Below are 24,229 nucleotides of genomic sequence, written 5' to 3'. Positions count from 1 at the left end.
ACTTTCCACTATCTGTTGTTAAGATTCGGTAAAAAGGGTTCACTTGTTATAGAACAATCTGCGTATTAGAGTGTGGTTCGGGGGCCGGTTTAGAATCCGGCTAGGGGCAGGGAGTTTTTACGAAGCCGATGCTTTATTTAACGCGGAAAATCGGCGAATCCGTCATCATCAACGACAACATTGAAGTCACCGTTGTTGATATCCGTGGCAAGTCCATCAAACTCGGATTCACCTTCCCCGAAGACGCGACCGTCCTGCGGCGCGAGATCTACGAACGAATCCAGGAAGAGAACCGAGCCGCCGCTGCAGGCAGCGAAGCCCTGGCTCTATCGATCGCAGGAATCGAAAAAGACGACAAACCCGGTGGCGATGGCGGCGATTGATCGTTTCAGGATCGGCAGCCCCTTAAAAACAATCACTTACGCCTCAGATATTCTCGACATTTAGAAAAGTTCGCACGGCATTGCGGCGATTAAGGCCGTACCCCGTCAGCCGCACGCGCATTTCCTGATTATTCCTGCAAAAACAAATGCGAATCAGCAGCATAGCCTGATTGTTAAACCTTTCATTAAGCATAACCATCGATAATCGGCACAGGATCACCTGAGTTTCTGCGCCGCACTGCGCAGGCTCCTATGCCAGGAATGTCGAATTGGCCGGACAGTCGGACATACCGCCCCGCGGGCAGAAACAGGCCGCCAGTCCTGTCGACAGCCTGCAGGCCGCCAAGGGGCGAGAAACCGATCCTCCCGCTATAGCCATTGCGTTGCAATCCGATGGCGGAAAAGCACAGGCAACCCAAGTTGTTGCCAAAGGCAGCGGCGAGGTCGCCGAGCAAATCCTGCAGCTTGCTTTCGATCATGGAGTCAAGGTGCGCAGCGATGCGGATCTCGCGACCATCCTGTCGGCAGTGGAAGTTGAAAGCGAAGTTCCGCTCGAAGCACTCACTGCCGTAGCCAATATCCTCAGCTACATCTATCGCAGTGAGCAGCCCCTATCCGGCGAACCGCCACTATCTTCGGAAAATTCCTCATGACAGACATCACAAAGATCACCGAAGCCGCACGCAGCCTGCGACAGAAAATTCGAAGAGGCAGTCAAGCCGCCGAAAAAGGCGAAGTCATGGATCTGCTGCCGCTTCAAATCGAGGTTAATACACTCTGCAAAGAGATCGAAGCGCTCCCAAAAGACGACACGAAGTCCCTTCAAGGTGAAGTCATCAGTCTCGTCGAGGAGTTGTCTCACCTCTCCGGCAAGCTCACCCACGGCCTCGATGTCATCAAGACGGAACTGCAGAGCCTCGCAGAGCGCCAAAAAGCGGTATCAGCCTATGGCAAGGCCCCCTGACGCAAGAACCTCTTGCATCAGGTCGACCCGATAAAGGACCAGGCTTCATTTCACAGCAATCGGCCCGGCTATCTTCAACACAGCAACCCTCTGACTAGGCGTTATGGAATTCGACGTATATCTGCGCTTTCTTTTGGCTTTGGTCTTCGTTTTGGGCCTGATCGGCGCGCTCACCCTTTTGGCGCGGCGGTTCGGCTTCGGCGGGCAAATGGCAGTACATAGCGGAAAGCAGCAGCGCCTATCGGTCAGCGAAGTTCGGCCTCTGGATTCGCGCCACAAGCTCGTCCTGGTTAGGCGAGACAACACTGAGCATCTCGTCCTGATGGGGCCGACCAGCAATCTCGTCATAGAAAACGATATTGCAGCCGCGGCCCCACAATCGCAGCCCCCGGCGCCGGTCGCCGGAGCCGGCACTGGCAGCGAAGCGGCGCCGTCATGAGGCGTTCCTTTGTTAATTTGCTTGGGACAGCTCTTGGGCTCGCATTGACCTTTTCAGCGGATCCGGTTTTTGCACAGGCGCTTACCCTGGACCTGGGCGGCGATATCGTTGGATCGGGCACCGGGCGGATTCTTCAGATCGTCGCGCTGATCACGATCCTCAGTCTCGCACCGGCGATCCTGATGATGGTGACCTCCTTCACCCGGATCGTGGTGGTCCTTTCATTTCTGCGCAGTGCCATGGGCATTCAGCAGACACCGCCCAACACGGTGCTCGTCAGCCTGGCCCTGTTCCTGACCGCCTTCATCATGATGCCGACGATGGAGGCGATTTACGATCAGGCCATCGTGCCGCTGATAGAAGAGGATATCACCGAGATCGAGGCTATCGAACGCGGCGCCCTGCCGATCCGTGCCTTCATGCTGGAACATGTGCGCGAGCAGGATCTCAAGCTTTTTATCGAACTGGGTGATGTCGACGGCGTAGAGGCGGCTGAAGAAACGCCGATGCGCGCCCTGATTCCCGCCTTCATGATTAGTGAGTTGCGGCGGGCTTTCGAGATCGGTTTCCTGCTGTTCCTGCCCTTCATCATCATCGACATGGTGATCGCCTCGATCCTGATGTCCATGGGTATGATGATGCTGCCGCCGATCGTCATCTCCCTGCCCTTCAAGCTGATCTTCTTCGTCCTGGTTGACGGCTGGTATCTGGTCGCAGGCAGTCTGGTGAAGAGTTTTGGATAACGAACCCGGCTGCTCCTAGGTTGGAAACTCCTATTCCTACAAATCCTTCACAAAGTGATATCTTCGAATTCCCCCACCGATCGTCTTGTTGCTGGCGTTTTCGGCCACCTCTTCCCTGACCGTCCGATATCCGGCATTGCGGTAGAGCGATAAAGCAGCCTCCTGCAGTTCCGAGGTCGAGAGCAGCAGTTGGCCGACGCCACTTTCACGGCTGTGCTTTTCCGCGTGCTGTATCAGCCGGCGGGCAATGCCACGACGCTGCCAACTTGGTTTCACGTACATGCGTCGAAGCTCAACCCCGCTGTCGCCATGACTTTCCAAACCGAACATGCCGACGATTTCATCGTTGCAATCGGCAACCCAGAAGCTCCCGTCTCGTTCCGCATAGTATTCGGGAATCCGCGAGATCTCTTCTTTCAGCGACCGCTCAATATAGCCCTCGAAGGACTCTTCCAGGCCGGGCGTGGCAAGCGAGCGGTTAATCTCGACAAAGAGAGCCTGCACGTCCGGCGCATCTGCATCGCAAAAGGGCCTGATTACGATCTCGTCTGACATTGGTATCTCATTCATGGGATTGGAGTCTGTCTTCAGCCCATTTAAGACGACGTCGAGACAGGTCTCCATGGATTTCTATGGTCCGATCGGGCCGAAGTCGTGAATCGCCATCATCCGGGTTCACACAGCAGTCGCTGGAACTACAAAGGTATCTAGGTGTGCAGCGGGTTGGACCACAGCGTTGCCATGAGTTTCGGTCATGTCATACGTGACAAAAGCTGACAAAATTTGCGATCTAACTAAATGATATATAGGATAAATTGCGCTTTTTCCTGGTCTGTCGAAAACAAACAGACTTTATCGCTTCGGCCAAGCCCAGGCTGGCGCTTCGCTGCCGGGTACTACGGTTTCTCCAAGCCTCTTCTCAAGTGCAAAGACCGCGCTGTCGGGTGCTTCGACCAGAGCCTCGACCAAGGGCGCGGCATGGGAGACCACGATGATCTGCGAGCGCTCGCTGGCTTGCGCAATCAGCCGCGCGAGCGGCGGCAGCAGATCCGGATGCAGACTGGTTTCAGGCTCGTTCAACACCAGAAGCGACGGCGGTCTCGGAGTCAGCAACGCCGTTACCAACAGAAAGTAGCGCAGTGTACCATCTGAGAGCTCAGACGCCTTCAAAGGCCTTAACAGCCCGTGTTGGCGCATCTCAACTTCGAACAATCCTTCCGTCACCGAGATTTCTACCGATCCGCCCTGGAACGCATCCTCGATCGCTTCGTCCAAACCGCGTGAATCCCCGACTTCGCGGATTGTCTGCAGCGCGGCGGCCAGATCCGATCCGTCGGAAGACAGCACTGTCGTACGCGTCCCGACCTGGGCGCGCCGGGCCGGCGCCTCGCGGTCGGTCCTGAAGTGATCATAAAACCGCCAGGCTCGCATGCGCTCCCGCAACGCCAGAAGCTCCGGCGCACTGCGCGGATCGGCGGCATGGGTCATCATGCTGTCAAAAGCCGAGAGATTGTTCAGGACGCTGACGCGCGCACCGCTGTCGTCGAGAATACGAACGGCGGAGCCGGCCCTGGACGCAAACATATTGCGTTGATTCAAGACCTCGCCGGCCCAAACTGCCTCAGCCTTGATTTCCGGATCGCGCCCAAAGACAGATCTGGAAGGCTGAGGCAATCCAAGATCGATCGCATAGCCATAGTCTTCGTCGGCGAACCCGAGTTTGAGGCTCACCCGATCACGTCTGAGTGTTCCCTGAACCGGCGCATCGCCCGCCTTCATAGCGCGCGAAAAAGCCTCCGGCCCAGCCCAGAGAGTTGAACCCAGCCCGCCCTCTGCTGCGAGGGATCCGATAACCCTTCCCTGAGCCGCATCGGCGAGTAAGCGGATGGCCCTGTAGAGGCTGGATTTACCGCTGCCGTTCGGCCCGGTGATCACGTTTAGTCGTTTGAGTGGCAGCGTTAGGTCTCGCAGCGAGCGATAGCCGGAGACGGATAGAGTGAGGAGCATTGCAATGACAAACTCTGACGGGACCAGCCATCTTACTACGCGCGCAGAGCTTACAATTCAATCTCTGGAGGAAAAACCAGCCCCTTCCGAATCCTCGAGAAGGTTTCGTTTCGTGCCTCAGATGATTGCAATCACAAGTTCCAACAAAAAAATCCGAGGCCAAGGCCTCTCCACTCAGATTGGGTTCCTGGTGGATTTGCCTGAGTAAAACACAGATTTAGCTGGAAGAATCGCACCTATTCCAATTCACTCAGCTGGGTCGAGTTCAGCTGCTTGCGGTAGCTGGAAACAAAATCCTGAATCTGACCGATCTGCGCCAGCTCTTCACTGATTGATTTGACATCATTACCGATCAAATCTCCGGTCAGAAGCGCAAAGGATTGAGCTTCAGGCGTCTCCGCCATGATCTCACGGTAGCTCTCGGCCAACAACTCCAACGCCGGGCGATCATCAGCCATAGTGAGAGCAACAGCGAGATTCAGGACAGCTTGAGAGTCTTTCCGGCTGAGCGCTCCTTCTGGAGGTTCGGCTGGAACCAATCGCGCCAAGGCAAGTCCTGCATCCTTCCAGTTCCGCTGTTTCCAGAGGATCTCAGCCCTAAGCTGCAAGGCATCCGAAGCATTGTCACCGTCCAGCAGGGCAAGGGCCTCGTCTTCGCGTCCCGCCTCCGCCAGAGCCCTGGCGCGAAGGTGGCCGCGCTGACGCTGGAGATCTTCGGGCAGCTCTACCGCCTCACTGTCGTCCAGGACCCGCAAGGCATCTTCCGGCTTCTGCTCGAGCAGCCGGATCAAGGCCGTACGTGCCGCGACTTTTGCTTTTTCCTTGCCCTTCAGACGATGATCAACCTGGTCCTCCAACAAATCGCCGGCGCGTTCCAGAAGATCGACTTCGACAAGGCGGTCCGCCAGTTTCGTGATGATTGCGTCGCCTTCTTCACCTGGTGGCGTAAGCTCTTTGTATTCTTCATAGAGCGCAACTGCGGTGACCGCCTGAACGGCCTCGCCTTTGTCGGTAAGATAGAGGTCCTTGAACTCTTCCTGCATTTTCCGCGTGATCTGCTCAGAGCGCCGGGAGTTCGGAAAATGCGAGGCGGCCTGCCGCATTGCCTTCAGACCATTGCGATAATCGCCCTCATCCAGATAGAGGTCGCCTAGGCGACGCAGGAGCGCGAATTCAAATTGATCACCACGCCAGGCAAACCGCAGGTTTTCGATTTCATCGATGGCTTCGGTGGTAGATAGCGTCCCCTTCTCAAGTCCTAGATCCACCAACGCCAGCCGCGCACGGGCACTGGAAGGTCGATGCCGGTTTCGGGCGATCTGGCGCCAGAGTTTGCGGGCTTCTTCTTCCTCGCCATCGAGCAACAGCCGCCGGCCGTTCAAGTAGCCGATCTGCGCCAATTCCGAATCAGTGGGCTCATCCGCTTCGATCTTGCGGAGTTGCAGGCTGGCGCCACCGGTATCGCCTGATGCCAGGCGCGCCTCCGCCGACAACAGCCGAAGACGATTTCGCACCGGCCGCGCATACTGTTCGATCAACTCGTCGGTCTCGGAGAAGCCGGTGGCGGCAACCTCCCAATCTTGGTTTTTCGCCGCCATGGCGGACTGCCACAGCACGGATTCGCGTTCACCGACCAAAGCGGGATGAGCGAGTGTCGCCGCCGCCTCGTCATAGTTCTCAGCCAAAAACTGGCTGATTCCCTTCATCATTGCCACTTCGGGATCTGCCGCGATGTGTTCATTTTCAGCCTCGAGCAGACGCAGGATACCAAGGGCCTCCTGCGCGCGCCCGTGGCCGAAGTAGAAGCGTGCGAGATCCAGCCGCGCCACGCCGACCTTCTGCTCTTCTCCGCCGACAACGTCGCGCTGCAGTTCCTGCTTGCTGGCGATGAACTCATCGTCCCCGCCGCGCCGCGCAGAATCGAGATCGAACATAGAACCACCGGCCGCTTTGTGCCGCTCGCCGCTGGTCGGCAACGCACGGGCGTCGGCATCGGAGACCTGAAGCGGCTCCCGTCCCTCTACCACGACGCCGCGCTTTTCGAGACCCATCGCAAGACCTTCGGCAGTAGGCTGCAGAACGACCCCCTGATAACTGGCAAGAGCGAGGAACTGCGCAAACTGCTGGGCCGAGGCCACGCCTAAACCAGGTTCGCGGACCGGTGCGACGACAATTCGGTCATTCAGATCAGGATCGACAATCGACAGCAGGGCACGCGCCCCACCCCGCGAAAACACGACTTCGGGCCCCTGCTCTCCTGACTTGACCGATACCCTGACGGCCTCTTCAGGCAGCGGCACACGCCGCCTTATGTCGACGGACCAGGTATTGTCTTTGAAGGACAAACGCGGCGCGAACAAGGGCGGCATCGTCAAACGCACAGCCGTACCGCGCCGTACCGGAACGCGGTCGATCGGCTCCAGTTGCGGTGCAATCTTACGCAGCTGCTGGGTCAGATCGAAGGGACCGCGGCGATCGAACACCAGCCAAAGCCGGTTCCCGCGTTGAAATGCAGCCGCACCGGTTTCACGATCCCATCCAAAATTGAGAATCGTCGGCCGAATTGGTTCGGGTGTTTTACCGGGCGCCGGCGTCGTCTGTGGCAAGTCGGGGTCATCCGAAAGCATAACCAACTCCGACTTGGCATCGAGATCCGCTCCATGCGCGAGGGTGTCGTCGACGTTGAGCTCAGGCCGGAATGCATCGAGTGTAACGAGATTATTTTCAGGAATCGGCTGTCCGGCCTTCTCGGCCGCCACCGCCGCCCGCAAGCTCTCTGGTGTCGCAAACCGCACCGGTGCGTTGGGGCTTTTAGCAGATGCATCCGCCGATGAGGCCGCGGGCGCGGGCTGTGTCTCGTCTTCCCTTGGGGTCGCTGCTGATACCTGCGCTGACTTTTCGGCCTGTTGTTCGGGAACATCGGCCGCTTCCTCAGATTGCGGCTGTTCGGCATTTGCAACACCGGCTGCACCGGCCGCAGAGCCGGCCGATGTGTTCGAGCCGGATACTTCAGGAACCCCGGATCCCTTGGCGGAGCCCTCATCGGCCGGCGCAGGACTCTCGGTTACCGAAGCTTTTGTTTCCTTCGGCAAGAGCGATACTGGTTTGGATACAGCAGGTTTCGGTTCTGAGGGTGCCGCCGTTTGCTCTGATTTCTCCGCCTCTTCCTTAGCAACTTCGGCTGTCTGCGCATTCGCGGGGCGCGTGACGTCCAAGACGGTTTTGTTGCCGTCCCGGAACAGGCGAAAGCCTGAATTTACAGGCGCCCGGACGATGACCTTATTGCCATCCGTCTTCGTTGGCGCGGTAAGCCCCGTTATTCCACGCGGCAGATCACGCTGGACGCGATCCACGCCGAACTGCGCAGGCTGATCGAAAACGATACGCGCCTGACCATCGCTCTCTTCTAGCCGTGCACCAACGGGCCGGTCCCAGTCGAATACAAGCCGGCTGAAGCCGGGGTGCTCTCCTGCTCTGACACGGATTTTCGAATCTTTGCTCTTGGCCGTCTGCGAAGCGGGTTGTTCTTTCTTCGACGGCGCGTAGAGGTCGACCACGACCTTACCGTCGATCCGCGCAGATCTGACGTCGTAGTCGCTTTTCAGCGGGAAGCGGACTTCGCGTCCTTCCGCCTCTACCTTTCCGGCGCCGATATAGCGGAACAGGGCTTTCTGAGCCGCGGAAAGGTCATAGTCGGCCGACGCCTCGAAGCGGACTACGAGCGTGTTTTCATCCCGCCGCACTTCGAAAGGAACTTCGTTTGGCCAGTCAAACACGAGTCGGCCAAAATCCGGATGGACTCCGCCGCGTACCTTGACTGCATCCGCCGCAAACCCAGGCGCAGACGTGAACAGGATCAAACACAAAGTCAGGAATGCGCGTTGCAGTCGGCGCATCATCTCTCTCCTGCGGTATCGAGAACAATCACGTCGATGCGGTGACCGCTCCTTTGTTCAGTTCCTTCGGCGGCCCATCCGCCGTTGTCTGGAACGTCTGAATTGCCTGGATCCCAGGCCACACCCTTGGGCCGGATCGCACCGGCGTAACCGGCCCCGGCTAGTAGACGTGATAGCGTAATGGCCCGGCTCAAAGCCTGTGTCCAAGCGGCTTCGCGGGCTGTTCGACTCTCCTCCGGGGAGGAGTTTTTTCGATCTTTTCCGATCGGATAACTGACGATCTCGATGCTGTTGGAGATGGTCCGAAAGACACCGCCCAGCGCAAACATGGTTTGCTCGGCTTGCGCGCCCAATTCTTCGGAACCAGCGTCGAAGATCAAGGCGTCCGGCAAGGAAATAACCAGGCGATCGCCCTGATTTCGAAACAGCGCCTGGCTCAAGGTATCGTCAGTGCGCAGCCGTTCGGAAAGAACGTTGGCAAGGTAATCAAGGTCTGCACCCGGCACGAAGCGTACGGGCGCGATATCCAACTGCGCCTTCGGTTTGACAGCGGTTGATTCCGTTACGCTGTCGAGGCTGCGCGCCAGCGAGCCTGTGAGGTTCTGCCACTGCACTACATCGAGGCGCGACATGGAGTAAAGCAACACGAAGAAAGTCAGCATCAAGGCAACAAGATCGGTGAAGGTCACCATCCAGGCAGTCGAAGAGTTGCTTGGGCGAGGAGCTTCCGTCAGCAATGGGCGAACGACCCGTAGCTGCTGGGACGCCACATCAAGCGTTTCCTCGCTATGGAGATCCGGGGGCGTCACGGCTCGCCTCCAGGTTTTGTTTCGACAGCGCGAAAGTTCAGAATTATAGCCCCCGGCCGGCCGAGCTCGAGCCCGGTCGAAATTCTTTCCCGCGGCAAACCCTGCTCGACAAGATTTTGGGCCAAGTGCCCGATCCGCCTAAGCTCGACCGACCGCTCTTTCAGATCGTCAAGACGCTCCAGCGCCCCTTCCGGCACTCCGTGGCGCACCTCGGTCATAAAGACGATTCCGTCGCCCCTCAATAGCGCAGCCGAAAGCCGCTGGAGCATCAGATCCCGTCCAGGCTGCAGCTCGGTCGCGCCCCGGGCAAAAAGCATGCTTGCAGGAAGTTCGACCCGAACCTCACTATGGCTGGCGCCCTCGTTCAGCCGGATCGCGGGCAAAGTCGAATCCAATAGATCGGCCAGCTCTTCCGCCAGGTCTTTTGCGCCGGCGAGTTGCCCGGCAGCGGCTGATTGTTCAGAGAGATTTTTGTAAGCCTGGATACGCCCGTCGAAGGCCTGACTGACGCTGTCGATCACGACACGCTGCTTGTCTTCTTCAATGACAGAAAGTGAGTTCAACAGAATGAAGAACGCCAGAAGGAGCAGTTTAAGGCTCAGAAGTGCGATCACATTCGGATCGCTCTGCCCCAGGAAGGTCCTTTCCAGCGGACCAGCCATCGCGGATCAGTCGAAGCCCATAAGGGCGTCTATGTCATCCTGACTGATTTCATTTCCCGGCAACTGAGGACCGTTACACAGATCTTCGTCCGGCCTCTCAACCTTACCGTCAGCACGCTTCGGCGTGGCGGGGCGGCTCACGCCCGCAGATTGAAGCTGATCACCGAAAGCTTCCAGCAGCGCTGAAACCTTGTTGTCGACGTGCTGTAAAGCATTGACAACCTTGCCAATCCTTTGTCCCGTGATGTCCTGGAAACTACATGCTTCGTAGACCTGGGTTACTGATTCGTTGATCTTTTCCGAGACCCCCTCGTCAACGCTTTCGGCCAGCTCTTCGAGCTGCTCCATGGCCTCGAGAATGGTGTTGGTTGCGTTCTCGGTTGCGCCGACAATCGCTTCAAGCTCATCCGTTGCCGTCGGCAGGTGCTCGTTCGTGATCTCGTCCGGCCGAAGCGACGCAATCTCCGCCTTAGCGGCAGTGATGAACTCCGCGACCTCCTCGACCTCTGAGTACATCTTCATGCTCGCCGCCGAGAAATCCTCCTCGGCGGACTGCATGTGCTTATCTACCAGGTTTCTTACGGCTTTGATGTCTAGACGGCCTTCGCCATCATCCAAATCCGCAATTTCCTCGGCAATATCCTTGCGAGCCGGCAACGACATAAATCCAGCCTTTAAAACGCACCGAGTACGGCAGTCAGCTTGCTCTTCAGCGTTGCTGCATTGAACGGCTTGACGATGTAGTTGTTCACACCGGCTTCCTTGGCGGCAACGACGTTTTCGCTCTTGCTCTCAGCCGTGATCATAATGAACGGCAGAGCCTGAAGCTGATTGTCGGTGCGGCATTCCTTGAGGAGCTGCAGCCCGCTCATGGGCTCCATGTTCCAGTCGGAAATGACCAGGCCGTAGGACTTGTCGCGCAGTTTCTGCAGCGCGGCGCTGCCGTCGGCGGCTTCGTCAACATTGTTGAAACCAAGCTGCTTAAGCAGATTACGAATGATCCGAAGCATCGTTTTATAATCGTCAACGATTAGGATCGGCATGTTCATGTCAACAGCGGACATAATAGTCTCCTTTAGTTACCGGCGGTCCCCACAAAACGGATCCTCGAAATCCGCTCGCTAAACCTATTGAACTCTAACGATATTCGATTAACGCAGCGTAAACGGCGAAGCCTTCAAATCCTTGATATCCGTTTACTCTTTAGCAATGGGCAGCGTCCGGCGCTGCGCCAGCTCCAATGTGATGGTCTTGGCCCGCTCCGGATCCATATTTGCGAGGATTGGTGCAGTTTTACGCTCTTTCATGCGCTCAATGACTTCGAGCAGAACAACCATGTCGAGCTGTTCGAAAATGCGCGCGGCATCCTTTGGCTTCATAGCCTCGTAAATCTTCACGAGGCTTTTCATTTGTGCCTCGGTTTCTTCGTCATGCTCGCCGAGCAGCTCTTCGATTGACTTACGCAGAGCCTCAAGTTCTGCGACCTTTTCATCGATCCGGCTTTCAGCGGCCTTTAGCAAAATCTCTCTCTGATCAAGTGTCCGCGCCTGCAGTTCGATGGCTTCCCGCCGCTCGGACAGGGACTGCAGGAGGTCGATTTCCTCATCGGTCAGAGAAAAGGGGTCCTGCTGAGTTGCACCCTTGGGCTGGCTCGCGGCAAGCTGCTGCTCTGCCCCTTCGCCTTGGCCATTTGCATCGTCTTCGTCTGCCGCATGACCGTCACTCTTTTCCGCCACGTTTTCCGTATCAGCAGAATTTTCCGGGCTGGCGCCTTCCTTTGCGTCCTCTACGTAAGAGTCGTCGCCTTCCGCCTGGTCCTGGCCGGCAGCTTCTTCTGCTGGAGGATTTGCGGCGAGCTGTACGAGCCCGGCTTTCGCTGCGGTCGCCGAGGAAACTCCCTGCCAAATATTGCCGATCTTCACCGTAAAGAGCGCGGCGGCGGCAAGAATGAGAAACGGGAGCAAACGCAGACGCATGGATACCTTCCTAATCATCGATCTCCAGACCGGCGAATGCTTCCATCCTTGGAAGCCATGGCAACCGGCCGAGGGTCATTTCGAAAACCAAACTACATCAGGCGAATTAACGCATTCTTTGCAGCGCCTTGAGCAAAGCGCCGGCGCCCGGGTTCTCCGAGGTTAAATTGAGGCGTTCGGAAATCGGCGTATCGGGATCATGCCTCGCCCGATTCTTCTCGGTTGATTTACCCGATTGCTGAGCTTTTACGTTCGCTTCAACATTCGCCTGCATTCGTTTGACTTTATTGAGATTTTTCTCAGCTAAGTCAGCTTTGCCAGGCCCATTCCGCGTATCGGAGAGCGTTTCGCGCGCCTGGGCGGAAACCGACTCTAACTGGTTCGATAAAGATTCGCCTCGTTCGACCAGAAATTTCAGGTCCGTCAACACCTTCGCGGCGCCATCAACCTGCTGCTGCAGCTCTGTGCCGCTCGAACCGGCGTGCTGCTTCAGCTCGGCAAGGCCTTGCTCCGCCTTCACAGTCGATTCGGCGAAGTCTCTGATAAGGCTTTCCATTTCGGATTTGGATTTGCGGATCGCGCCCAGTTTACGGTCGAGAATGGCGGCATAGACGATGGTCGCGACCAACAGGCCCGCCAGAACAATTTCGAAGATCAAATTAAAATCAAACCCTGTACTCACGACGCCTCGCTCTCCCGCGTCAATTTATTAACCACACGGACTGCAATGCTGCCGTTTTTGCGGCCCATATTGCCCTGGAACATCGGAACGTCGCCGCAGCGCATCTCGATCGCCGACGCCGGTGTACAGGCCAGCTCGAGATGACTGCCCACTTCCCAGTTCATGACATCGCCAAGCGGCAATTCGACCTGTTCCAGCACTGCCTGAATAGGAACGTCGGTTTGCCACAGTTCCGCTGTCAGATGCCCTTCCCAAATCGAATCCCGGCCGAACTTCTCTCCCATGAACTGCTGCAGCAGCAGTTCTCGGACCGGCTCAAGGGTCGCGTAAGGGATCAGGAGTTCTATGCGTCCGCCCCGATCCTCCATATCGACCCGCAGGGTGATCACAATGGTCGCGTTGGCATGGCGGGCGATGGTTGCGAAGCGTGGATTTGTCTCCAGACGCTCGAACCGAAAGTTAACGGGGGACAAGGGGTCGAAGGCACTGGAGAGATCCGCCAGAACGACATGCACCATCCGCTCAACCAGATTTCGTTCGATTGTTGTGTAAGGCCGTCCCTCAATCCGCATGGCTGCCGTCCCGCGGCGTCCACCGAGAAGTACGTCGACAATGGAGTAAATCAGGGCTGAATCCACCGTCATCAGTCCAAAGTTGTCCCATTCTTCAGCCTTGAAGACTGAAAGCATGGCCGGAAGCGGAATGGAATTGAGGTAATCACCGAAGCGCGCCGATGTGATGTTGTCCAGGCTGACTTCGACGTTATCGGAGGTGAAATTTCGCAGCGACGTCGACATCATGCGAACCAGGCGGTCAAAGACCACCTCAAGCATCGGCAGCCGTTCATAGGAGACCAACGCGGAGTTGAGGATCGCCTGAATGCCCGATTGGGCGACATCGTCTTCGGCGCTGGTGTCGACGCCCAGCAGGCTATCGATTTCGCTTTGATCAAGAACACGGGTTGAACCGCCCTCCATAGCGGCGGCCATATCATCGTCGCCGCCCCCCTCGCCGTCGTCGTCCTCCATGGCCTCCCATTCGGCCATCAGGGCATCTTGATCGACTTCTTCGGTTTCTGTTTCTTCTGCCATTTACGCGAACCGTTACTGAACGAGCATTTCTTTGAACAGGACATCCTGGATCACGGCCGGACGCGCAGCTGCATTTACACGGAGCAGAAGCTCCTCGCGCAGACGCTGCAGACCGGCGGATCCCTGAAGATCCTCGATCCTCAGCTCGCGCAGATAAACTTGGAAATTGTCCCGTATCCGTGGCAGCACGGCCTCGACCTGAGGCAGGTCGGTTTCAGACTGCAATTCCAGGCTGACCGAGATCTTGAGGAAGTTCGCACGGCGCCCGCCCGAGGTCAGATTGACCAGCATTTCCGGAAGATCGTAGAAGACAGCCGGCCCAACCGGAATCTCTTCAACCACTTCCTCCTCGGCATGTTCTTCTGTCTCCTCCTTACCGAGGAGCGAATCAGCCAAACCGGAGAAATAAACACCGGCACCGGCAATTACCAAAAGGAGAATTGGCAGAACAATGAAGAGAATTAACTTCTTCCCGTTCATTCCCCCTTTCGGTCGCGCTTCGACTTCCAGCTCTTCGCCGATGTCTTCAGATACCGCTTGATCGGACATATACGCAGACTCTTCGGTTTTCCAGAAACTTAACTGGCGCTAACCCTACGCCCGGATGGTTAAAAACTAGTTGAAATCCTGTTCTGGATCCCAGGTGAGTCACCCTTTCGTCAACTCGAGGCAAGAACTACCCGGCAAGCCCTGCCGAACAGGTGGCCCCAGATCCTTCTTCGAGCCGCCGAAACCCCATTAAACCGCCATTCTTCACGGCACAATTTCTTGGCATGGGTCGTGCACAGCTCTGATCCGAATGCGTGTCGCCGGCTCAATATTGCCGGAGATACAAACCACGGCTGGACGGAGATCGATGGAAAATACCGGTTACATAGCTTTATCGCGCCAAGCGGTTCTCGGTCGCAAGCTGACGGTCATCGCTAACAACTTGGCCAACATGACGACTCCGGCCTTCAAAGGCGAAGACATGATGTTTGTCGAACACTTGAAAAAAACAGGCGAGAACGACCGGGTCAGCCTGGTACAGGATTTGGCCCTGCTGCGCAACGTCAGCGAGGGTCCGATGACCAAGACGGACAACCCTCTCGATCTGGCGATCAGCGGCGATGGCTACTTTGCGGTCGAAACGGTCGACGGCGAGCGTTACACCCGTAACGGCACCTTTGCCCTCGATGCTCAGGGCCGGATCGTAACCACGCAGGGTGACAGCGTGCTGGGAACTGACGGTAACGCAATTACCATACCGCAGAACGAACCGCAGATTTCGATCGCCCGTGACGGCAGCGTGTCGGCAGGTGAAACCCTGATCGGCCGAATCCAGGTGGTCAGTTTCGAAAACGAGCAGGCACTGGAAAAGCAATCCAACAGTCTCTTCGCCAAAGGTGAACAGGAACCGCAGGCCGCCAACGATGCCGAGGTGATCCAGGGTATGTCGGAAGGCTCGAACGTACAGGGCATTGTCGAGATGACCAAGATGATCAGCACGGTCCGCAGCTATACGGCCATCAGCAAGATGGTCGATCAGGAACACGAACGCCAGCGCAGAGCAATCCAGGTTCTCGCAGCGGCTCAGCAGTAGCAGTAAAGGAATAAACCTATGAGATCATTGAACATTGGCGCTACGGGTATGCTGGCACAGCAGCTCAATGTCGAAGTCATCTCGAACAACATCGCCAATATGAATACGACAGGCTACAAACGCCAACGCGCCGAATTCAACGATCTGCTCTACCAGAACCTGCGCCGTGTCGGTTCGACCTCATCGGATACGGGGACCGTGGTTCCCACCGGTGTGCAGCTCGGTTTGGGCGTTAAGCCTGCCGCAGTGTACCGGATCACCGAACAGGGCAATATCTCGATCACAGACAACCCGCTGGATGTCGCCATCAACGGCGAGGGTTACTTCACCATCGAACTGCCATCGGGCGAGACTGGCTACACCCGCGCCGGCGCTTTTCAGCTCTCGCCGAACGGTGACGTTGTGACTCCAGATGGTTATGTGATTCAGCCGGGCATAACCATACCGATCAATGCCACCTCTATATCCATCAATGCCAGCGGCGAAGTCTCGGTCGATATCGACGGTCAGGTGGCGCCTCAGGTCGTCGGCAATATCGAACTCGCGACCTTTCCCAATCCCGCTGGACTGGACGCAATTGGTGACAACACCTTCCTGCAGACCGCCGCATCGGGACAGGCAACGGTCGCAGCGCCGGCCTCTACAGGCACCGGGTCTCTTCTGCAGGGTGCATTGGAGACTTCAAACGTCAACGTGGTCTCTGAAATCACAAACCTGATTACCGCGCAACGGGCCTATGAAATGAATTCAAAGGTCATCCAATCGTCCGATGAAATGATGCAGAGCGTCGTACAGCTTCGCTAAAGAAAGAGGAAACACATGACCCGCATGGTCCTTTTGGCAGGCTTTCTGCTCTTGATGCTCACAATCTCCGGCTCACCTCTCGACGCTGCAGTTCCAGTGCAGAACAACGAGAGTCCCGTGACCTTGAACAACGACGTGGTGGTGGAAGGCGAGATCGTCCGGCTCGGAGATATTTTTACCGGTTTAGGAGACAAAGCCGATACCGCGATCGCTCGCGCACCGGCCCTGGGCAAAAAAGTTCCGGTCGGCGTACGCTGGCTGACCGCAGTCGCTCAAAAGTACTCCCTGCCCTGGCGCCCAAGTTCCCGGCTCGATCGGTCTGTCATCCAGCGCGCCGCCCACGTGATTCCTTCGCATCAGATCAAAAACCGGGTGAAGGAAGCTCTGTCGAACGAAGGCCTGCAACACAACGCAACCCTGGAATTCGATACTCCTGCGGTTCAGCTGATTCTCCCCCGGGAGCAGGGCGAAGGCATGACGATCAGCAGTCTTTCCTACAATCCGGCCAACGGCCGCTTTACGGCTCAGATCGCTGCACCGGCGGAGGGTATTCCGGTCGCAAAAACAACGGTCAGAGGCCGAGCAATCCGTGTCGTCGAAGTTCCCGTCTTACGCCGCCGCATTGACGCGGGTGAGGTCATCCGCAACGACGATTTGGATTGGGTCAGCCATCGCGCCGACCGACTGATACGGAATGCTCTCCTGGACACCGGCTCCATTGTCGGTAAAAGCGCCCGGCGCCCTATCGGCGCCGGTGTGGTGCTCAAGGCAAACGAGCTTCAGACCCCAGAAGTGGTGGGCAAGAACAGTCTCGTCACCATCCGCTTGGAGACCAACAGGTTGGTCTTGACCGCCCAGGGACGCGCTTTGGAAGCCGGCGCGTTGGGCGAAGCGATCCGGGTCGTAAACACCAAATCAAACAGCATCATCAGCGCGGAAGTGACCGGCCGAGGCCTCGTCCGGGCAGCTATGTCCCAGAATATAGTTCGTAATTAAGGAAGGGCGCGACCATGCCGAATCTCCACACTCAAGCCCCTCGACGTCCACTCCTGACACTGTTGAAGCAAACCGCCGCCGTCTCGTTCATCGCCGTCACCTTGAGTGCCTGCAACATGATCAACCGGCTCGCGCAGGTTGGCGACGCCCCTACTCTCTCGACCATTGAAAATCCAGCCACGGTTGTCGCGGGTGCACAACACGTCAGTATCCCCATGCCGCCACCAGTCGAAGTCGAGCGCTCACCAAGCTCGCTCTGGCGGCCAGGTTCGCGTGCATTCCTAAAGGATCAGCGCGCCAGCGAAGTCGGCGACATCCTGACGGTTATTATTGAAATTAACGATTCCGCCGCGATTTCGAACAAAACCAACCGCAGTCGGGTCAACGCCGAGGATGCCTCGGCGACGTCCTTCCTCGGATACGAGGCCAGCTTAGCGAGCATTCTGCCTCAGGCTGTCGATGCAACCGATCTGATCGACCTGGACAGCACAAGCAGTTCCGAAGGTGCCGGCGCAGTCGCACGTGATGAATCCATCAATCTGCGGGTCGCTGCCCTGGTGACTCAGGTTCTGCCTAACGGAAATCTGGTCGTTGCAGGCCGCCAGGAAGTGCGGGTGAACTTCGAAGTCCGTGAGCTTCAGGTCGCTGGCCTGATCCGGCCCGAGGACATTACCAACACCAACCAGATCAACTACGACCAGATCGCTGAAGCGCGCATCGCATACGGCGGACGCGGTCAGCTATCCGATGTCCAGCAGCCGCGTTACGGACAGCAGGTCTTCGACATCATCTGGCCGTTCTGATCACGCCGCTGTTTCATAAAAAAAGGGCTGGCCGATAAACATCGGTCAGCCTCAATTAAAAGCCGGGCAATCTCGAGATCGCCCGGTTTGATCTATCTGTTCGGGTCAATCGTCCCGATGTGTCCTCTCGAGACGCTCATGAAGTTCCTGCGCCTCGATGGAGAGCGTTGCGATCGGCCGCGCTTCCAGTCGACGCAGGCTTATCGGCTCACCGGTTTCTTCACAGTATCCGAAATTGCCGGTCTCGATTCGCTCCAGCGCTTCATCGATCTTGGCAATCAATTTACGCTCCCGATCCCGAGTCCTGAGTTCGAGCGAACGATCCGTTTCGGTCGACGCCCGATCCGCAATGTCGGCTTCCGGCACATTGTCCTGTTGCAAATTCTGCAGGGTTTCACTCGATTCCCTGAGAAGTTCGTCTTTCCAGCCCATTAGCTTCCGGCGGAAATACTCCGTCATCAGCGGGTTCATAAAACTCTCGTCATCAGCAGGACGATAGTCGTGGGGCAATGGTATCGTCATTCCTAATCCCACAAATGGTCAAATTGCAGCGCCGCGGAGTATATGAATTTTGCTGCGCTCGACAAGCTTCTGAAACGCCTTGAAGGCGCATTAATGGATTTTTGTTGAAAATCCACCCTCACAAACCCCGTTCCGGTGACCAAAAACGAACAAATGTTCTTCATTCGTTCGAATTTGTCGCTCACCCTCCATGCAAATTCCGTCAGCGGCCCAGTTTCGCCAGCTCGACAGCAGCACGGAGTTCGATTTCACTCAGGATCTCACGTAACCGCGGATCACTCGTCGCCGCCGTCTCGCGATTCACCATCTCTGACAGGCGTTCCAATTCACCGATAGACACCCGCCCAAGCAGGAGCCCCATCCGCAAACGGTCCAGGCGTTCCAGTAAATCTTCGCCTCTCTGCTGCGCTTTTTTGCGTCCGGTGGTCGGATCATCGACCTCCTGCAGTGCGACCAGGGAATCGATGGCCCCCAGGGGCGCACTATTCTCCAGCGCAGCCGGTGCGGAACGCTCCGAACCAAGCGCCTGAGCAAAGCCTCCCGCCTTCGCGGACCCGCTGCGCTCACTGCGCTTTGTCGTTGACGTCCTCGGAGAGGAAACGTGACCTATTTTCATCGCCTACCGCTCGATCAAATATGACCGCTAAGCTGGCCTTTTATCGTTAAAAACCAGTTAACTTACTGTGTTAACGGGGAAATTTTTACCTGCTCAAGCGGTCATGAATTGCCGGGCAGGCCTATTTGAACGCTCTTGATAAATCGGATCCAGCTTACAACCCGCGGATTTCCTACCTCCTACAGCACTCCGGGTTCTTGGCACGACATTCGCATCTGGTCAGACGTCATCCGGTGACGAATCGGCAAAGACATGACCCAGAACCGAGAGAAATGAATGTTCCAGCGAGTCCAAGACTTCCTAAGAGACACGATGCCGGCAACGACCGCAGCGATCGGATTCGCGGTCAAAAAGCTGAGCATCTGTGCTTTGTTGCTGACCGTTACTTGCCCCGCCGCCGCCCAGATGCAGCACAGGATCAAGGATATTGCGGATTTTGAAGGCATTCGGGAGAACATGCTGGTCGGTTACGGGCTGGTTGTCGGACTGAATGGAACGGGAGACGATCTGGGCAGTGCGGTTTTCACACGCGAGAGCCTGATCGGCATGCTTGAGCGCCTCGGTGTCAACGCCCGGGATGCTTCATTGGATACCGACAACGTCGCAGCAGTGATGATCACCGCCGATCTTCCCCCCTTCTCGCGCCAGGGCACCCGTCTTGACGTAACAGTTTCCGCACTCGGCGATTCGGAGAGCCTGCTCGGGGGGACCCTGTTGGTGACGCCTCTATTGGCCGCGGACGGCGAGGTCTACGCCGTCGCCCAGGGCTCGATCGCGATTGCCGGTTTTTCCGCCGGCGGAAATGCCGAAACGGTCACTCGTGGAGTACCGACCGTCGGGCGCATCGCCAATGGCGCCATCATCGAACGCGAGCTGGATTTTGCGCTTAGCGACATGCAGAGCGTAAAGGTCGCACTGCGGAACCCGGATCTGACCACTGCACGCCGGATTGCAAACACCATCAATTCATTTTTGGGTGCGCCTGCCGCCCGCTCTCTTGATCCCGCGACCGTCCAGGTGGCAGTGCCCAAGAAATACGACGGCGATGCCGTGGCCATGCTGACCGACATCGAGCAGCTTCGTGTAACGACCGATCAAGTTGCGCGGGTCCTGATTGACGAGCGGTCGGGTGTAATCGTGATGGGTGAAAACGTGCGGATCAGCACAGTCGCTATCGCCCAGGGTAATCTGACAATCCGGGTCACTGAAACGCCACAGGTCAGCCAGCCGAACGCCTTCTCAAATACCGGAGACACGGAAGTCGTCGACCGCACGACCATTGAAGTTGATGAAGACTCGGACCGGCGGCTCGCTGTGTTGCCTTCAGGGATCAGTCTCCAGGAAATGGTCAATGGCCTGAACGCCCTGGGCGTAGGACCGCGTGACATGATCACAATCCTTCAATCCATCAAAGCCGCCGGTGCGCTACAGGCCGAAATCGAGGTGATGTGATGGACAGCCTGGCCCAATACAACGCTCTTTTTGCCAACGCAACCAGCAGCGCATCCACTCAAAAAGCCAACTCTGATGTACGTAATGCGGGCGCCACCGCCCTTGCCACGAAGTCAGCCCAGAAGCTTGAAAATGCCAAACAGGCTGCTGAAGACTTCGAAGCGGTCTTCATCGCTCAGATGCTGGGTCCGATTTTTGACACCTTGGAGACCGACGGGCCATTCGGCGGCGGTCCCAGTGAAAAAATCTACCGTTCTCTGATGGTTCAGGAGTACGGCAAGTCCATAGCCAAATCGGGCGGCATCGGTATTTCCGACTCGGTTCAACGCGAGATCCTTAAACTTCAGGAGGTAGCACAGTGATGCAAGCTGCAGTCCCCGAGGCTTTGATTCCTCAGTCGGCAGACCACCAGAACGCAGGCGCCGAAATTCAGCATGACGGAGCTTCGATCCATTCGATTATCAATGTCGTGCGCAACCTCACGCGCCTGATGAGCCGCGAAGTCGAGCTGCTGCGCGCCATGCAGATCCAGGAGTTCTCTGTCTTGCAGGGTGAGAAGCTCGAGTTGATCAGCGATTACGAAAACAAGACTGCAGCCTTGCGCGAAGACCAGTTGGCAACCGAGCGCCTGGACGAGAGCCTGCGGGAAGAGTTGCGCGACGTGGTTGGACGGATGACGGCCACTATGCGCGAAAACGAAGCTGCGATCCGGGCTGCCAAGACCACCAACGAAAAGCTGGTCAAAGCCATCACGACGGCTGTCCAGACAGCACAGAACAGCCATATCGGCTACTCGAACCAGGGCCTTCAGCAGGCAACGGGCGCCGTTTCGATAAAGGTCAATCAGCAGCTCTGAATCCGGCTTCGGATTAATGCGCTCCCGAGATCTGCGATCAACCCAATAACGACCAGCAACAGCTAAGAGCCAAACCCCATGTCCCTGACCCTCGCAATGAACAACGCACTGAGCGGACTGCAGGTCAACCAGTCCGCCTTGCAGGTCATCTCGAATAACATTGCGAACGTCAACACACCGGGCTATTCGCGCAAGGTCCTTGCACAGCAGACCCGGACACTTGCCAACGCCGGTGTGGGTGTCGAAGTTGCCGGCATCAACCGGCAGATTAATCAGTTCCTGCAACGCGACCTGGTGGCGAACACCACCGCGGTCGGTTATGCGAACGTCACGGCGGACTATCTGAACCGGACCCAGACCCTCTTCGGATCGGTTGGAAACAACAATGCCCTAGGCAATTCCATCACCTCGCTGGCGACCGCATTCGAAGACATGGCGGTCAGCCCGGAAATCTCCGCGCATCAGTTCTCGGCCGTGAACCAGGCGGTCTCGGTCGCTCAGCGCTTCAATCAGATGGAAGACACCGTTGAAGCCATGCGGTTACAGGCTGACATCGAGATCAATTCAGCCGTCACCACAATCAACCAGCAACTTGAGATCATTGCTGAAATCAACAGCAAGATGCCTCAGACACTGGCCTTGAACCAGCCCACCGGCGACCTGGAAGACGCGCGGGACACTGCTCTTGAGACGATCGCCGACTACATGGACGTACAGCATTTCATCAACAACGAAGGTGAAATGACGGTTCTTACCGGCGGCGGATCTCAGCTTGTCAGCGGCCCGAATTCGGGCACCCTGGAACATAGCCAATCGACCCTGATCACGGCCACGCAGGTCTATCCGGCCAATCTGAGCGGTATACACCTTAACGCCGGCGGCACCCCGACACCGGCAAACGACGTCTATGATCAGATTAATTCCGGGCGCCTGGCCGGGCTGTTGGAAATGCGCGACGTCACGCTGCCTGCGATTACCGCACAGATCGATCAGCTGGCAGGCGCGACGCGCGATGAGATCAACCGGGTCCATAACCGGGGTGCCAACACGCCTTTCGGATTGGGCACGGCCGGCGCGGATCCGGCCACAATGTCCGGCACACGGGCCTTTACCAACACCGGTGATCCGCTCACGCTCGGCGACGACGTCACTATGGTCATCCTGGATGTGGATGGGAATATTGTCGGTGCGCCAGGCACTATTTCAGCCGGTGCCACGAGTCCCGATGGCGTTCGCAATGATATCGACACCTTTCTGGGTGCTCTCGGTTCAGCCACCTGGACCGCCGACAACGAAATGGAAATCAAGCTGGCGCCAGGCAACCGATTGGCATTTCTGGACAATGGACCGACGACCCAAGCCGGAGATTCCCAGATCGATTTCGATGCCGACGGCGATGCGACCGCCGACACCTTTTACGGCCTTTCCAACTTCTTCGGACTGAACAATCTGTACGAGACCCCGCAGCTCGGCGGCGGTGTAGGCGCCATGGAATTACAAGGCACCCAGACCGGGATATCGAAGACGATCCGGGTGCGCGACGATCTGATCACCAACCCCGAGTACATTTCGCGTGGCCGTGTCTCCGGCACCACGCCCAACTTTGTCCTTGGCGCAGGCAACAACGAAGTTGCGCAGGAACTCGCGAACGCCTTTGGCGAGAACTTCGCCTTTGCCAGCATTGCAAACGGCCCGCCAGGCGTGACCACGTCACTGTCCGGGTATGCCGGCACAATCCTGTCCTACAATTCCGCCATCACCTCCGCCGCCGCGTCGGAGCAGGAGTACCGGACCTTCCTCCATCAGGACATCGAAACCCGCGTGCTTTCGGAATCCGGCGTAAACATTGATGAAGAGCTCTCGAACATGGTCGTTTTCCAGAACGCCTATCAAGCCTCTGCCCGAATCGTGCAAACGGCGAATGAAATGTTCGACACGCTGCTTAACCTCGGCAACTAAGGAACGCAGTCATGTATAGGGTTGCAAACTTTGCCCAGCACCAGCTCACTCTGTCCTACACGCTTCAGACCCAGTCGAAGGCGGCACAGACGCAGATTGAGATTGCAAGCGGAAAGACCGCCCAGCAATACGCAGAGATTCCACGCGACGCCAATCAGCTTGTCAGCTTGGAACGTGACATTCAATTGTCGGAGAAATTTGGCCAGAACATCGATCAGGCGGTTGCCCGCCTCAACATCATGGAGAGTTCGGTCGCGACCATGGTCAATCGCGCGACAGAGGTTTTGGGCATCATGAGCCAGGGTCTCAGCGGCTCGAACATCGACGATCTCCCACTACAGGAATTTTCCGCAACGTTTCTTTCGGAAGCGGCTGCATTGATCAACACGCAGCACGAAGGCCGCTATCTCTTTGGCGGTTCCTTGACAGACGTTGTGCCCGTCGACCTGACAGATCCAGCCTACACGCCCGCCGCCGGTTTGCCAGGGGTCTTTACCGCCGACGTCGACTACTATCAGGGAGATCAGACTCTGCTTTCGGTCCGCGCAGATGATTCCTTTGAAACGGTCTACGGCGTTACCGGCGATAACCCTGCGTTCGAAGAGCTTCTCCGTGCGCTGGAGTATATGGATTACGCCGGGGCCAATCTGGATACCGCAGTCCTGACCGAAGCTTACACCCTGATGAAATCGGCGATCAACGGCCTGGGCGACATGCGCGGCCAGATCGGCGCAAACTCTCTGGTTTTGGAAAAGACCAAGGAAGGTCACGAGAACTTCAAGACCTATGCCGAAAACCTCGTGTCATCGATCGAAGATACGGATATCGCGGCTGCGACGACTCAGTTGTCGATGGATGAGTTGACACTGCAAGGGTCCTACCTCGCCCTGTCGCGCCTGTCTTCGCTCAACTTGATCAGCTTCTTGAGCTAACAAATTCCTAATAAAACAAATGCACTAGCAGATACCTTTCCTTAACCACGACCGA

Annotated in this window: 27 protein-coding genes; 14 read left to right on the top strand and 13 right to left on the bottom strand. The window is 57.1% G+C overall.

Annotated elements, in window-relative coordinates:
* Positions 1-128: 128 nt before the first annotated feature.
* The 5 genes from csrA (at position 129) to fliP (ending at position 2,529) form a co-directional block, all read left to right on the top strand.
* Entirely contained in the window at positions 129-383 is a 255-nt protein-coding gene (gene csrA / locus QMZ18_RS19325) for a carbon storage regulator CsrA (RefSeq protein ID WP_282607987.1), read from the top strand.
* Between the two features lie 269 nt (positions 384-652).
* Positions 653-1,036, top strand: a complete 384-nt coding sequence (locus QMZ18_RS19320; protein WP_282607986.1) for an EscU/YscU/HrcU family type III secretion system export apparatus switch protein — start codon at positions 653-655, stop codon at positions 1,034-1,036.
* Positions 1,033-1,347 carry a hypothetical protein gene (locus QMZ18_RS19315; protein ID WP_282607985.1) on the top strand — a complete coding sequence of 105 codons (315 nt, stop codon included), beginning with the start codon at positions 1,033-1,035 and terminating at the stop codon, positions 1,345-1,347. Before QMZ18_RS19320 ends, QMZ18_RS19315 begins: the two co-directional genes overlap by 4 nt.
* A 103-nt stretch (positions 1,348-1,450) precedes the next feature.
* Positions 1,451-1,786: a flagellar biosynthetic protein FliO gene (locus QMZ18_RS19310; RefSeq protein ID WP_282607984.1), complete on the top strand. Its 336-nt coding sequence runs from the start codon at positions 1,451-1,453 to the stop codon at positions 1,784-1,786.
* The gene (gene fliP, locus QMZ18_RS19305) at positions 1,783-2,529 is read left to right on the top strand and encodes a flagellar type III secretion system pore protein FliP (RefSeq protein ID WP_282607983.1); all 747 of its coding nucleotides are present in this window, start codon (positions 1,783-1,785) and stop codon (positions 2,527-2,529) included. Before QMZ18_RS19310 ends, fliP begins: the two co-directional genes overlap by 4 nt.
* 36 nt (positions 2,530-2,565) lie before the next feature.
* On the opposite strand, the gene QMZ18_RS19300 is transcribed toward fliP, so the two are convergent.
* The 11 genes from QMZ18_RS19300 to QMZ18_RS19250 form a co-directional block, all read right to left on the bottom strand.
* Positions 2,566-3,084 (bottom strand): GNAT family N-acetyltransferase, encoded by a 519-nt coding sequence (locus QMZ18_RS19300; RefSeq protein ID WP_282607982.1) that lies wholly within the window; start codon positions 3,082-3,084, stop codon positions 2,566-2,568.
* Positions 3,085-3,381: 297 nt separating this feature from the next.
* Positions 3,382-4,536, bottom strand: a complete 1,155-nt coding sequence (locus QMZ18_RS19295) for an AAA family ATPase (RefSeq protein WP_282607981.1) — start codon at positions 4,534-4,536, stop codon at positions 3,382-3,384.
* 236 nt (positions 4,537-4,772) lie between these two features.
* Positions 4,773-8,432, bottom strand: coding sequence for a lipopolysaccharide assembly protein LapB (locus QMZ18_RS19290; RefSeq protein WP_282607980.1), 3,660 nt, complete (start codon positions 8,430-8,432; stop codon positions 4,773-4,775).
* The gene (locus tag QMZ18_RS19285) at positions 8,432-9,241 is read right to left on the bottom strand and encodes a flagellar motor protein MotB (protein ID WP_282607979.1); all 810 of its coding nucleotides are present in this window, start codon (positions 9,239-9,241) and stop codon (positions 8,432-8,434) included. Before QMZ18_RS19285 ends, QMZ18_RS19290 begins: the two co-directional genes overlap by 1 nt.
* Positions 9,238-9,903: a flagellar motor protein MotB gene (locus QMZ18_RS19280; RefSeq protein ID WP_282607978.1), complete on the bottom strand. Its 666-nt coding sequence runs from the start codon at positions 9,901-9,903 to the stop codon at positions 9,238-9,240. The genes QMZ18_RS19285 and QMZ18_RS19280 overlap by 4 nt, the downstream gene beginning before the upstream one ends.
* Positions 9,904-9,909: 6 nt before the next feature.
* Positions 9,910-10,566 carry a protein phosphatase CheZ gene (locus QMZ18_RS19275; RefSeq protein WP_282607977.1) on the bottom strand — a complete coding sequence of 219 codons (657 nt, stop codon included), beginning with the start codon at positions 10,564-10,566 and terminating at the stop codon, positions 9,910-9,912.
* Between the two features lie 11 nt (positions 10,567-10,577).
* Positions 10,578-10,967 (bottom strand): chemotaxis response regulator CheY, encoded by a 390-nt coding sequence (locus QMZ18_RS19270; protein WP_282607976.1) that lies wholly within the window; start codon positions 10,965-10,967, stop codon positions 10,578-10,580.
* Between the two features lie 132 nt (positions 10,968-11,099).
* Positions 11,100-11,879: a MotE family protein gene (locus tag QMZ18_RS19265; protein ID WP_282607975.1), complete on the bottom strand. Its 780-nt coding sequence runs from the start codon at positions 11,877-11,879 to the stop codon at positions 11,100-11,102.
* Positions 11,880-11,985: 106 nt separating this feature from the next.
* Positions 11,986-12,507 carry a DUF6468 domain-containing protein gene (locus QMZ18_RS19260; RefSeq protein ID WP_282607974.1) on the bottom strand — a complete coding sequence of 174 codons (522 nt, stop codon included), beginning with the start codon at positions 12,505-12,507 and terminating at the stop codon, positions 11,986-11,988.
* 50 nt (positions 12,508-12,557) lie between these two features.
* Complete coding sequence (gene fliM / locus QMZ18_RS19255) at positions 12,558-13,652, bottom strand: flagellar motor switch protein FliM (RefSeq protein WP_282607973.1); 1,095 nt, start codon at positions 13,650-13,652, stop codon at positions 12,558-12,560.
* 12 nt (positions 13,653-13,664) lie between these two features.
* On the bottom strand, positions 13,665-14,132 hold the full coding sequence (locus tag QMZ18_RS19250) for a flagellar basal body-associated FliL family protein (RefSeq protein ID WP_322097254.1): 468 nt from the start codon (positions 14,130-14,132) through the stop codon (positions 13,665-13,667).
* A gap of 376 nt (positions 14,133-14,508) precedes the next feature.
* On the opposite strand from QMZ18_RS19250, the gene flgF reads away from it, so the two are divergent.
* Genes flgF through flgH form a run of 4 tightly spaced genes read left to right on the top strand, consistent with a single transcriptional unit; the run spans position 14,509 to position 17,837 of the window.
* The gene (gene flgF / locus QMZ18_RS19245) at positions 14,509-15,234 is read left to right on the top strand and encodes a flagellar basal-body rod protein FlgF (protein WP_282607971.1); all 726 of its coding nucleotides are present in this window, start codon (positions 14,509-14,511) and stop codon (positions 15,232-15,234) included.
* Positions 15,235-15,252: 18 nt separating this feature from the next.
* On the top strand, positions 15,253-16,038 hold the full coding sequence (flgG, locus tag QMZ18_RS19240; RefSeq protein WP_282607970.1) for a flagellar basal-body rod protein FlgG: 786 nt from the start codon (positions 15,253-15,255) through the stop codon (positions 16,036-16,038).
* Between the two features lie 15 nt (positions 16,039-16,053).
* Complete coding sequence (gene flgA, locus QMZ18_RS19235) at positions 16,054-17,034, top strand: flagellar basal body P-ring formation chaperone FlgA (protein WP_282607969.1); 981 nt, start codon at positions 16,054-16,056, stop codon at positions 17,032-17,034.
* Between the two features lie 14 nt (positions 17,035-17,048).
* Positions 17,049-17,837, top strand: coding sequence for a flagellar basal body L-ring protein FlgH (gene flgH / locus QMZ18_RS19230; protein WP_282607968.1), 789 nt, complete (start codon positions 17,049-17,051; stop codon positions 17,835-17,837).
* A gap of 105 nt (positions 17,838-17,942) precedes the next feature.
* Here flgH and dksA read toward each other — a convergent pair whose 3' ends face one another.
* Together dksA and QMZ18_RS19220 are read right to left on the bottom strand one after the other, a co-directional pair.
* The gene (gene dksA, locus QMZ18_RS19225; RefSeq protein ID WP_282607967.1) at positions 17,943-18,359 is read right to left on the bottom strand and encodes an RNA polymerase-binding protein DksA; all 417 of its coding nucleotides are present in this window, start codon (positions 18,357-18,359) and stop codon (positions 17,943-17,945) included.
* A gap of 202 nt (positions 18,360-18,561) precedes the next feature.
* Positions 18,562-18,975, bottom strand: a complete 414-nt coding sequence (locus QMZ18_RS19220; RefSeq protein WP_282607966.1) for a flagellar assembly protein FliX — start codon at positions 18,973-18,975, stop codon at positions 18,562-18,564.
* 312 nt (positions 18,976-19,287) lie between these two features.
* Between QMZ18_RS19220 and QMZ18_RS19215 the strand changes: the two genes are divergently transcribed.
* The 5 genes from QMZ18_RS19215 (at position 19,288) to QMZ18_RS19195 (ending at position 24,174) form a co-directional block, all read left to right on the top strand.
* Complete coding sequence (locus tag QMZ18_RS19215) at positions 19,288-20,427, top strand: flagellar basal body P-ring protein FlgI (protein ID WP_282607965.1); 1,140 nt, start codon at positions 19,288-19,290, stop codon at positions 20,425-20,427.
* Positions 20,427-20,789, top strand: coding sequence for a rod-binding protein (locus QMZ18_RS19210; protein ID WP_282607964.1), 363 nt, complete (start codon positions 20,427-20,429; stop codon positions 20,787-20,789). The genes QMZ18_RS19215 and QMZ18_RS19210 overlap by 1 nt, the downstream gene beginning before the upstream one ends.
* Entirely contained in the window at positions 20,789-21,283 is a 495-nt protein-coding gene (locus QMZ18_RS19205; RefSeq protein WP_282607963.1) for a hypothetical protein, read from the top strand. Before QMZ18_RS19210 ends, QMZ18_RS19205 begins: the two co-directional genes overlap by 1 nt.
* A gap of 78 nt (positions 21,284-21,361) precedes the next feature.
* On the top strand, positions 21,362-23,242 hold the full coding sequence (gene flgK, locus QMZ18_RS19200; RefSeq protein WP_282607962.1) for a flagellar hook-associated protein FlgK: 1,881 nt from the start codon (positions 21,362-21,364) through the stop codon (positions 23,240-23,242).
* Between the two features lie 11 nt (positions 23,243-23,253).
* A complete protein-coding gene (locus QMZ18_RS19195) occupies positions 23,254-24,174 on the top strand; it encodes a flagellin (protein ID WP_282607961.1) in 921 nt (306 codons plus the stop codon).
* Positions 24,175-24,229: the final 55 nt, after the last annotated feature.

Source organism: Pelagibius sp. Alg239-R121 (assembly GCF_947331435.1).
Lineage (GTDB): Bacteria > Pseudomonadota > Alphaproteobacteria > Kiloniellales > Kiloniellaceae > Denitrobaculum.
Note: the sequence above shows the minus strand (reverse complement) of the source record. Positions and strands in the feature narration are given on the sequence as shown.

Bases quoted from the DNA above. Each gene is read 5' to 3' on its own strand.
- dksA (WP_282607967.1), bottom strand. From the start codon at position 18,359: ATGACGATACCATTGCCCCACGACTATCGTCCTGCTGATGACGAGAGT.
- csrA (WP_282607987.1), top strand. From the start codon at position 129: ATGCTTTATTTAACGCGGAAAATCGGCGAATCCGTCATCATCAACGAC.
- flgF (WP_282607971.1), top strand. From the start codon at position 14,509: ATGGAAAATACCGGTTACATAGCTTTATCGCGCCAAGCGGTTCTCGGT.
- QMZ18_RS19195 (WP_282607961.1), top strand. From the start codon at position 23,254: ATGTATAGGGTTGCAAACTTTGCCCAGCACCAGCTCACTCTGTCCTAC.
- QMZ18_RS19250 (WP_322097254.1), bottom strand. From the start codon at position 14,132: ATGAACGGGAAGAAGTTAATTCTCTTCATTGTTCTGCCAATTCTCCTT.
- flgH (WP_282607968.1), top strand. From the start codon at position 17,049: ATGCCGAATCTCCACACTCAAGCCCCTCGACGTCCACTCCTGACACTG.
- QMZ18_RS19210 (WP_282607964.1), top strand. From the start codon at position 20,427: ATGGACAGCCTGGCCCAATACAACGCTCTTTTTGCCAACGCAACCAGC.
- QMZ18_RS19215 (WP_282607965.1), top strand. From the start codon at position 19,288: ATGCCGGCAACGACCGCAGCGATCGGATTCGCGGTCAAAAAGCTGAGC.
- QMZ18_RS19300 (WP_282607982.1), bottom strand. From the start codon at position 3,084: ATGTCAGACGAGATCGTAATCAGGCCCTTTTGCGATGCAGATGCGCCG.
- flgG (WP_282607970.1), top strand. From the start codon at position 15,253: ATGAGATCATTGAACATTGGCGCTACGGGTATGCTGGCACAGCAGCTC.
- QMZ18_RS19290 (WP_282607980.1), bottom strand. From the start codon at position 8,432: ATGCGCCGACTGCAACGCGCATTCCTGACTTTGTGTTTGATCCTGTTC.
- QMZ18_RS19310 (WP_282607984.1), top strand. From the start codon at position 1,451: ATGGAATTCGACGTATATCTGCGCTTTCTTTTGGCTTTGGTCTTCGTT.
- QMZ18_RS19275 (WP_282607977.1), bottom strand. From the start codon at position 10,566: ATGTCGTTGCCGGCTCGCAAGGATATTGCCGAGGAAATTGCGGATTTG.
- QMZ18_RS19315 (WP_282607985.1), top strand. From the start codon at position 1,033: ATGACAGACATCACAAAGATCACCGAAGCCGCACGCAGCCTGCGACAG.
- QMZ18_RS19265 (WP_282607975.1), bottom strand. From the start codon at position 11,879: ATGCGTCTGCGTTTGCTCCCGTTTCTCATTCTTGCCGCCGCCGCGCTC.
- QMZ18_RS19205 (WP_282607963.1), top strand. From the start codon at position 20,789: ATGCAAGCTGCAGTCCCCGAGGCTTTGATTCCTCAGTCGGCAGACCAC.
- flgK (WP_282607962.1), top strand. From the start codon at position 21,362: ATGTCCCTGACCCTCGCAATGAACAACGCACTGAGCGGACTGCAGGTC.
- QMZ18_RS19280 (WP_282607978.1), bottom strand. From the start codon at position 9,903: ATGGCTGGTCCGCTGGAAAGGACCTTCCTGGGGCAGAGCGATCCGAAT.
- QMZ18_RS19270 (WP_282607976.1), bottom strand. From the start codon at position 10,967: ATGTCCGCTGTTGACATGAACATGCCGATCCTAATCGTTGACGATTAT.
- fliM (WP_282607973.1), bottom strand. From the start codon at position 13,652: ATGGCAGAAGAAACAGAAACCGAAGAAGTCGATCAAGATGCCCTGATG.
- flgA (WP_282607969.1), top strand. From the start codon at position 16,054: ATGACCCGCATGGTCCTTTTGGCAGGCTTTCTGCTCTTGATGCTCACA.
- fliP (WP_282607983.1), top strand. From the start codon at position 1,783: ATGAGGCGTTCCTTTGTTAATTTGCTTGGGACAGCTCTTGGGCTCGCA.
- QMZ18_RS19295 (WP_282607981.1), bottom strand. From the start codon at position 4,536: ATGCTCCTCACTCTATCCGTCTCCGGCTATCGCTCGCTGCGAGACCTA.
- QMZ18_RS19220 (WP_282607966.1), bottom strand. From the start codon at position 18,975: ATGAAAATAGGTCACGTTTCCTCTCCGAGGACGTCAACGACAAAGCGC.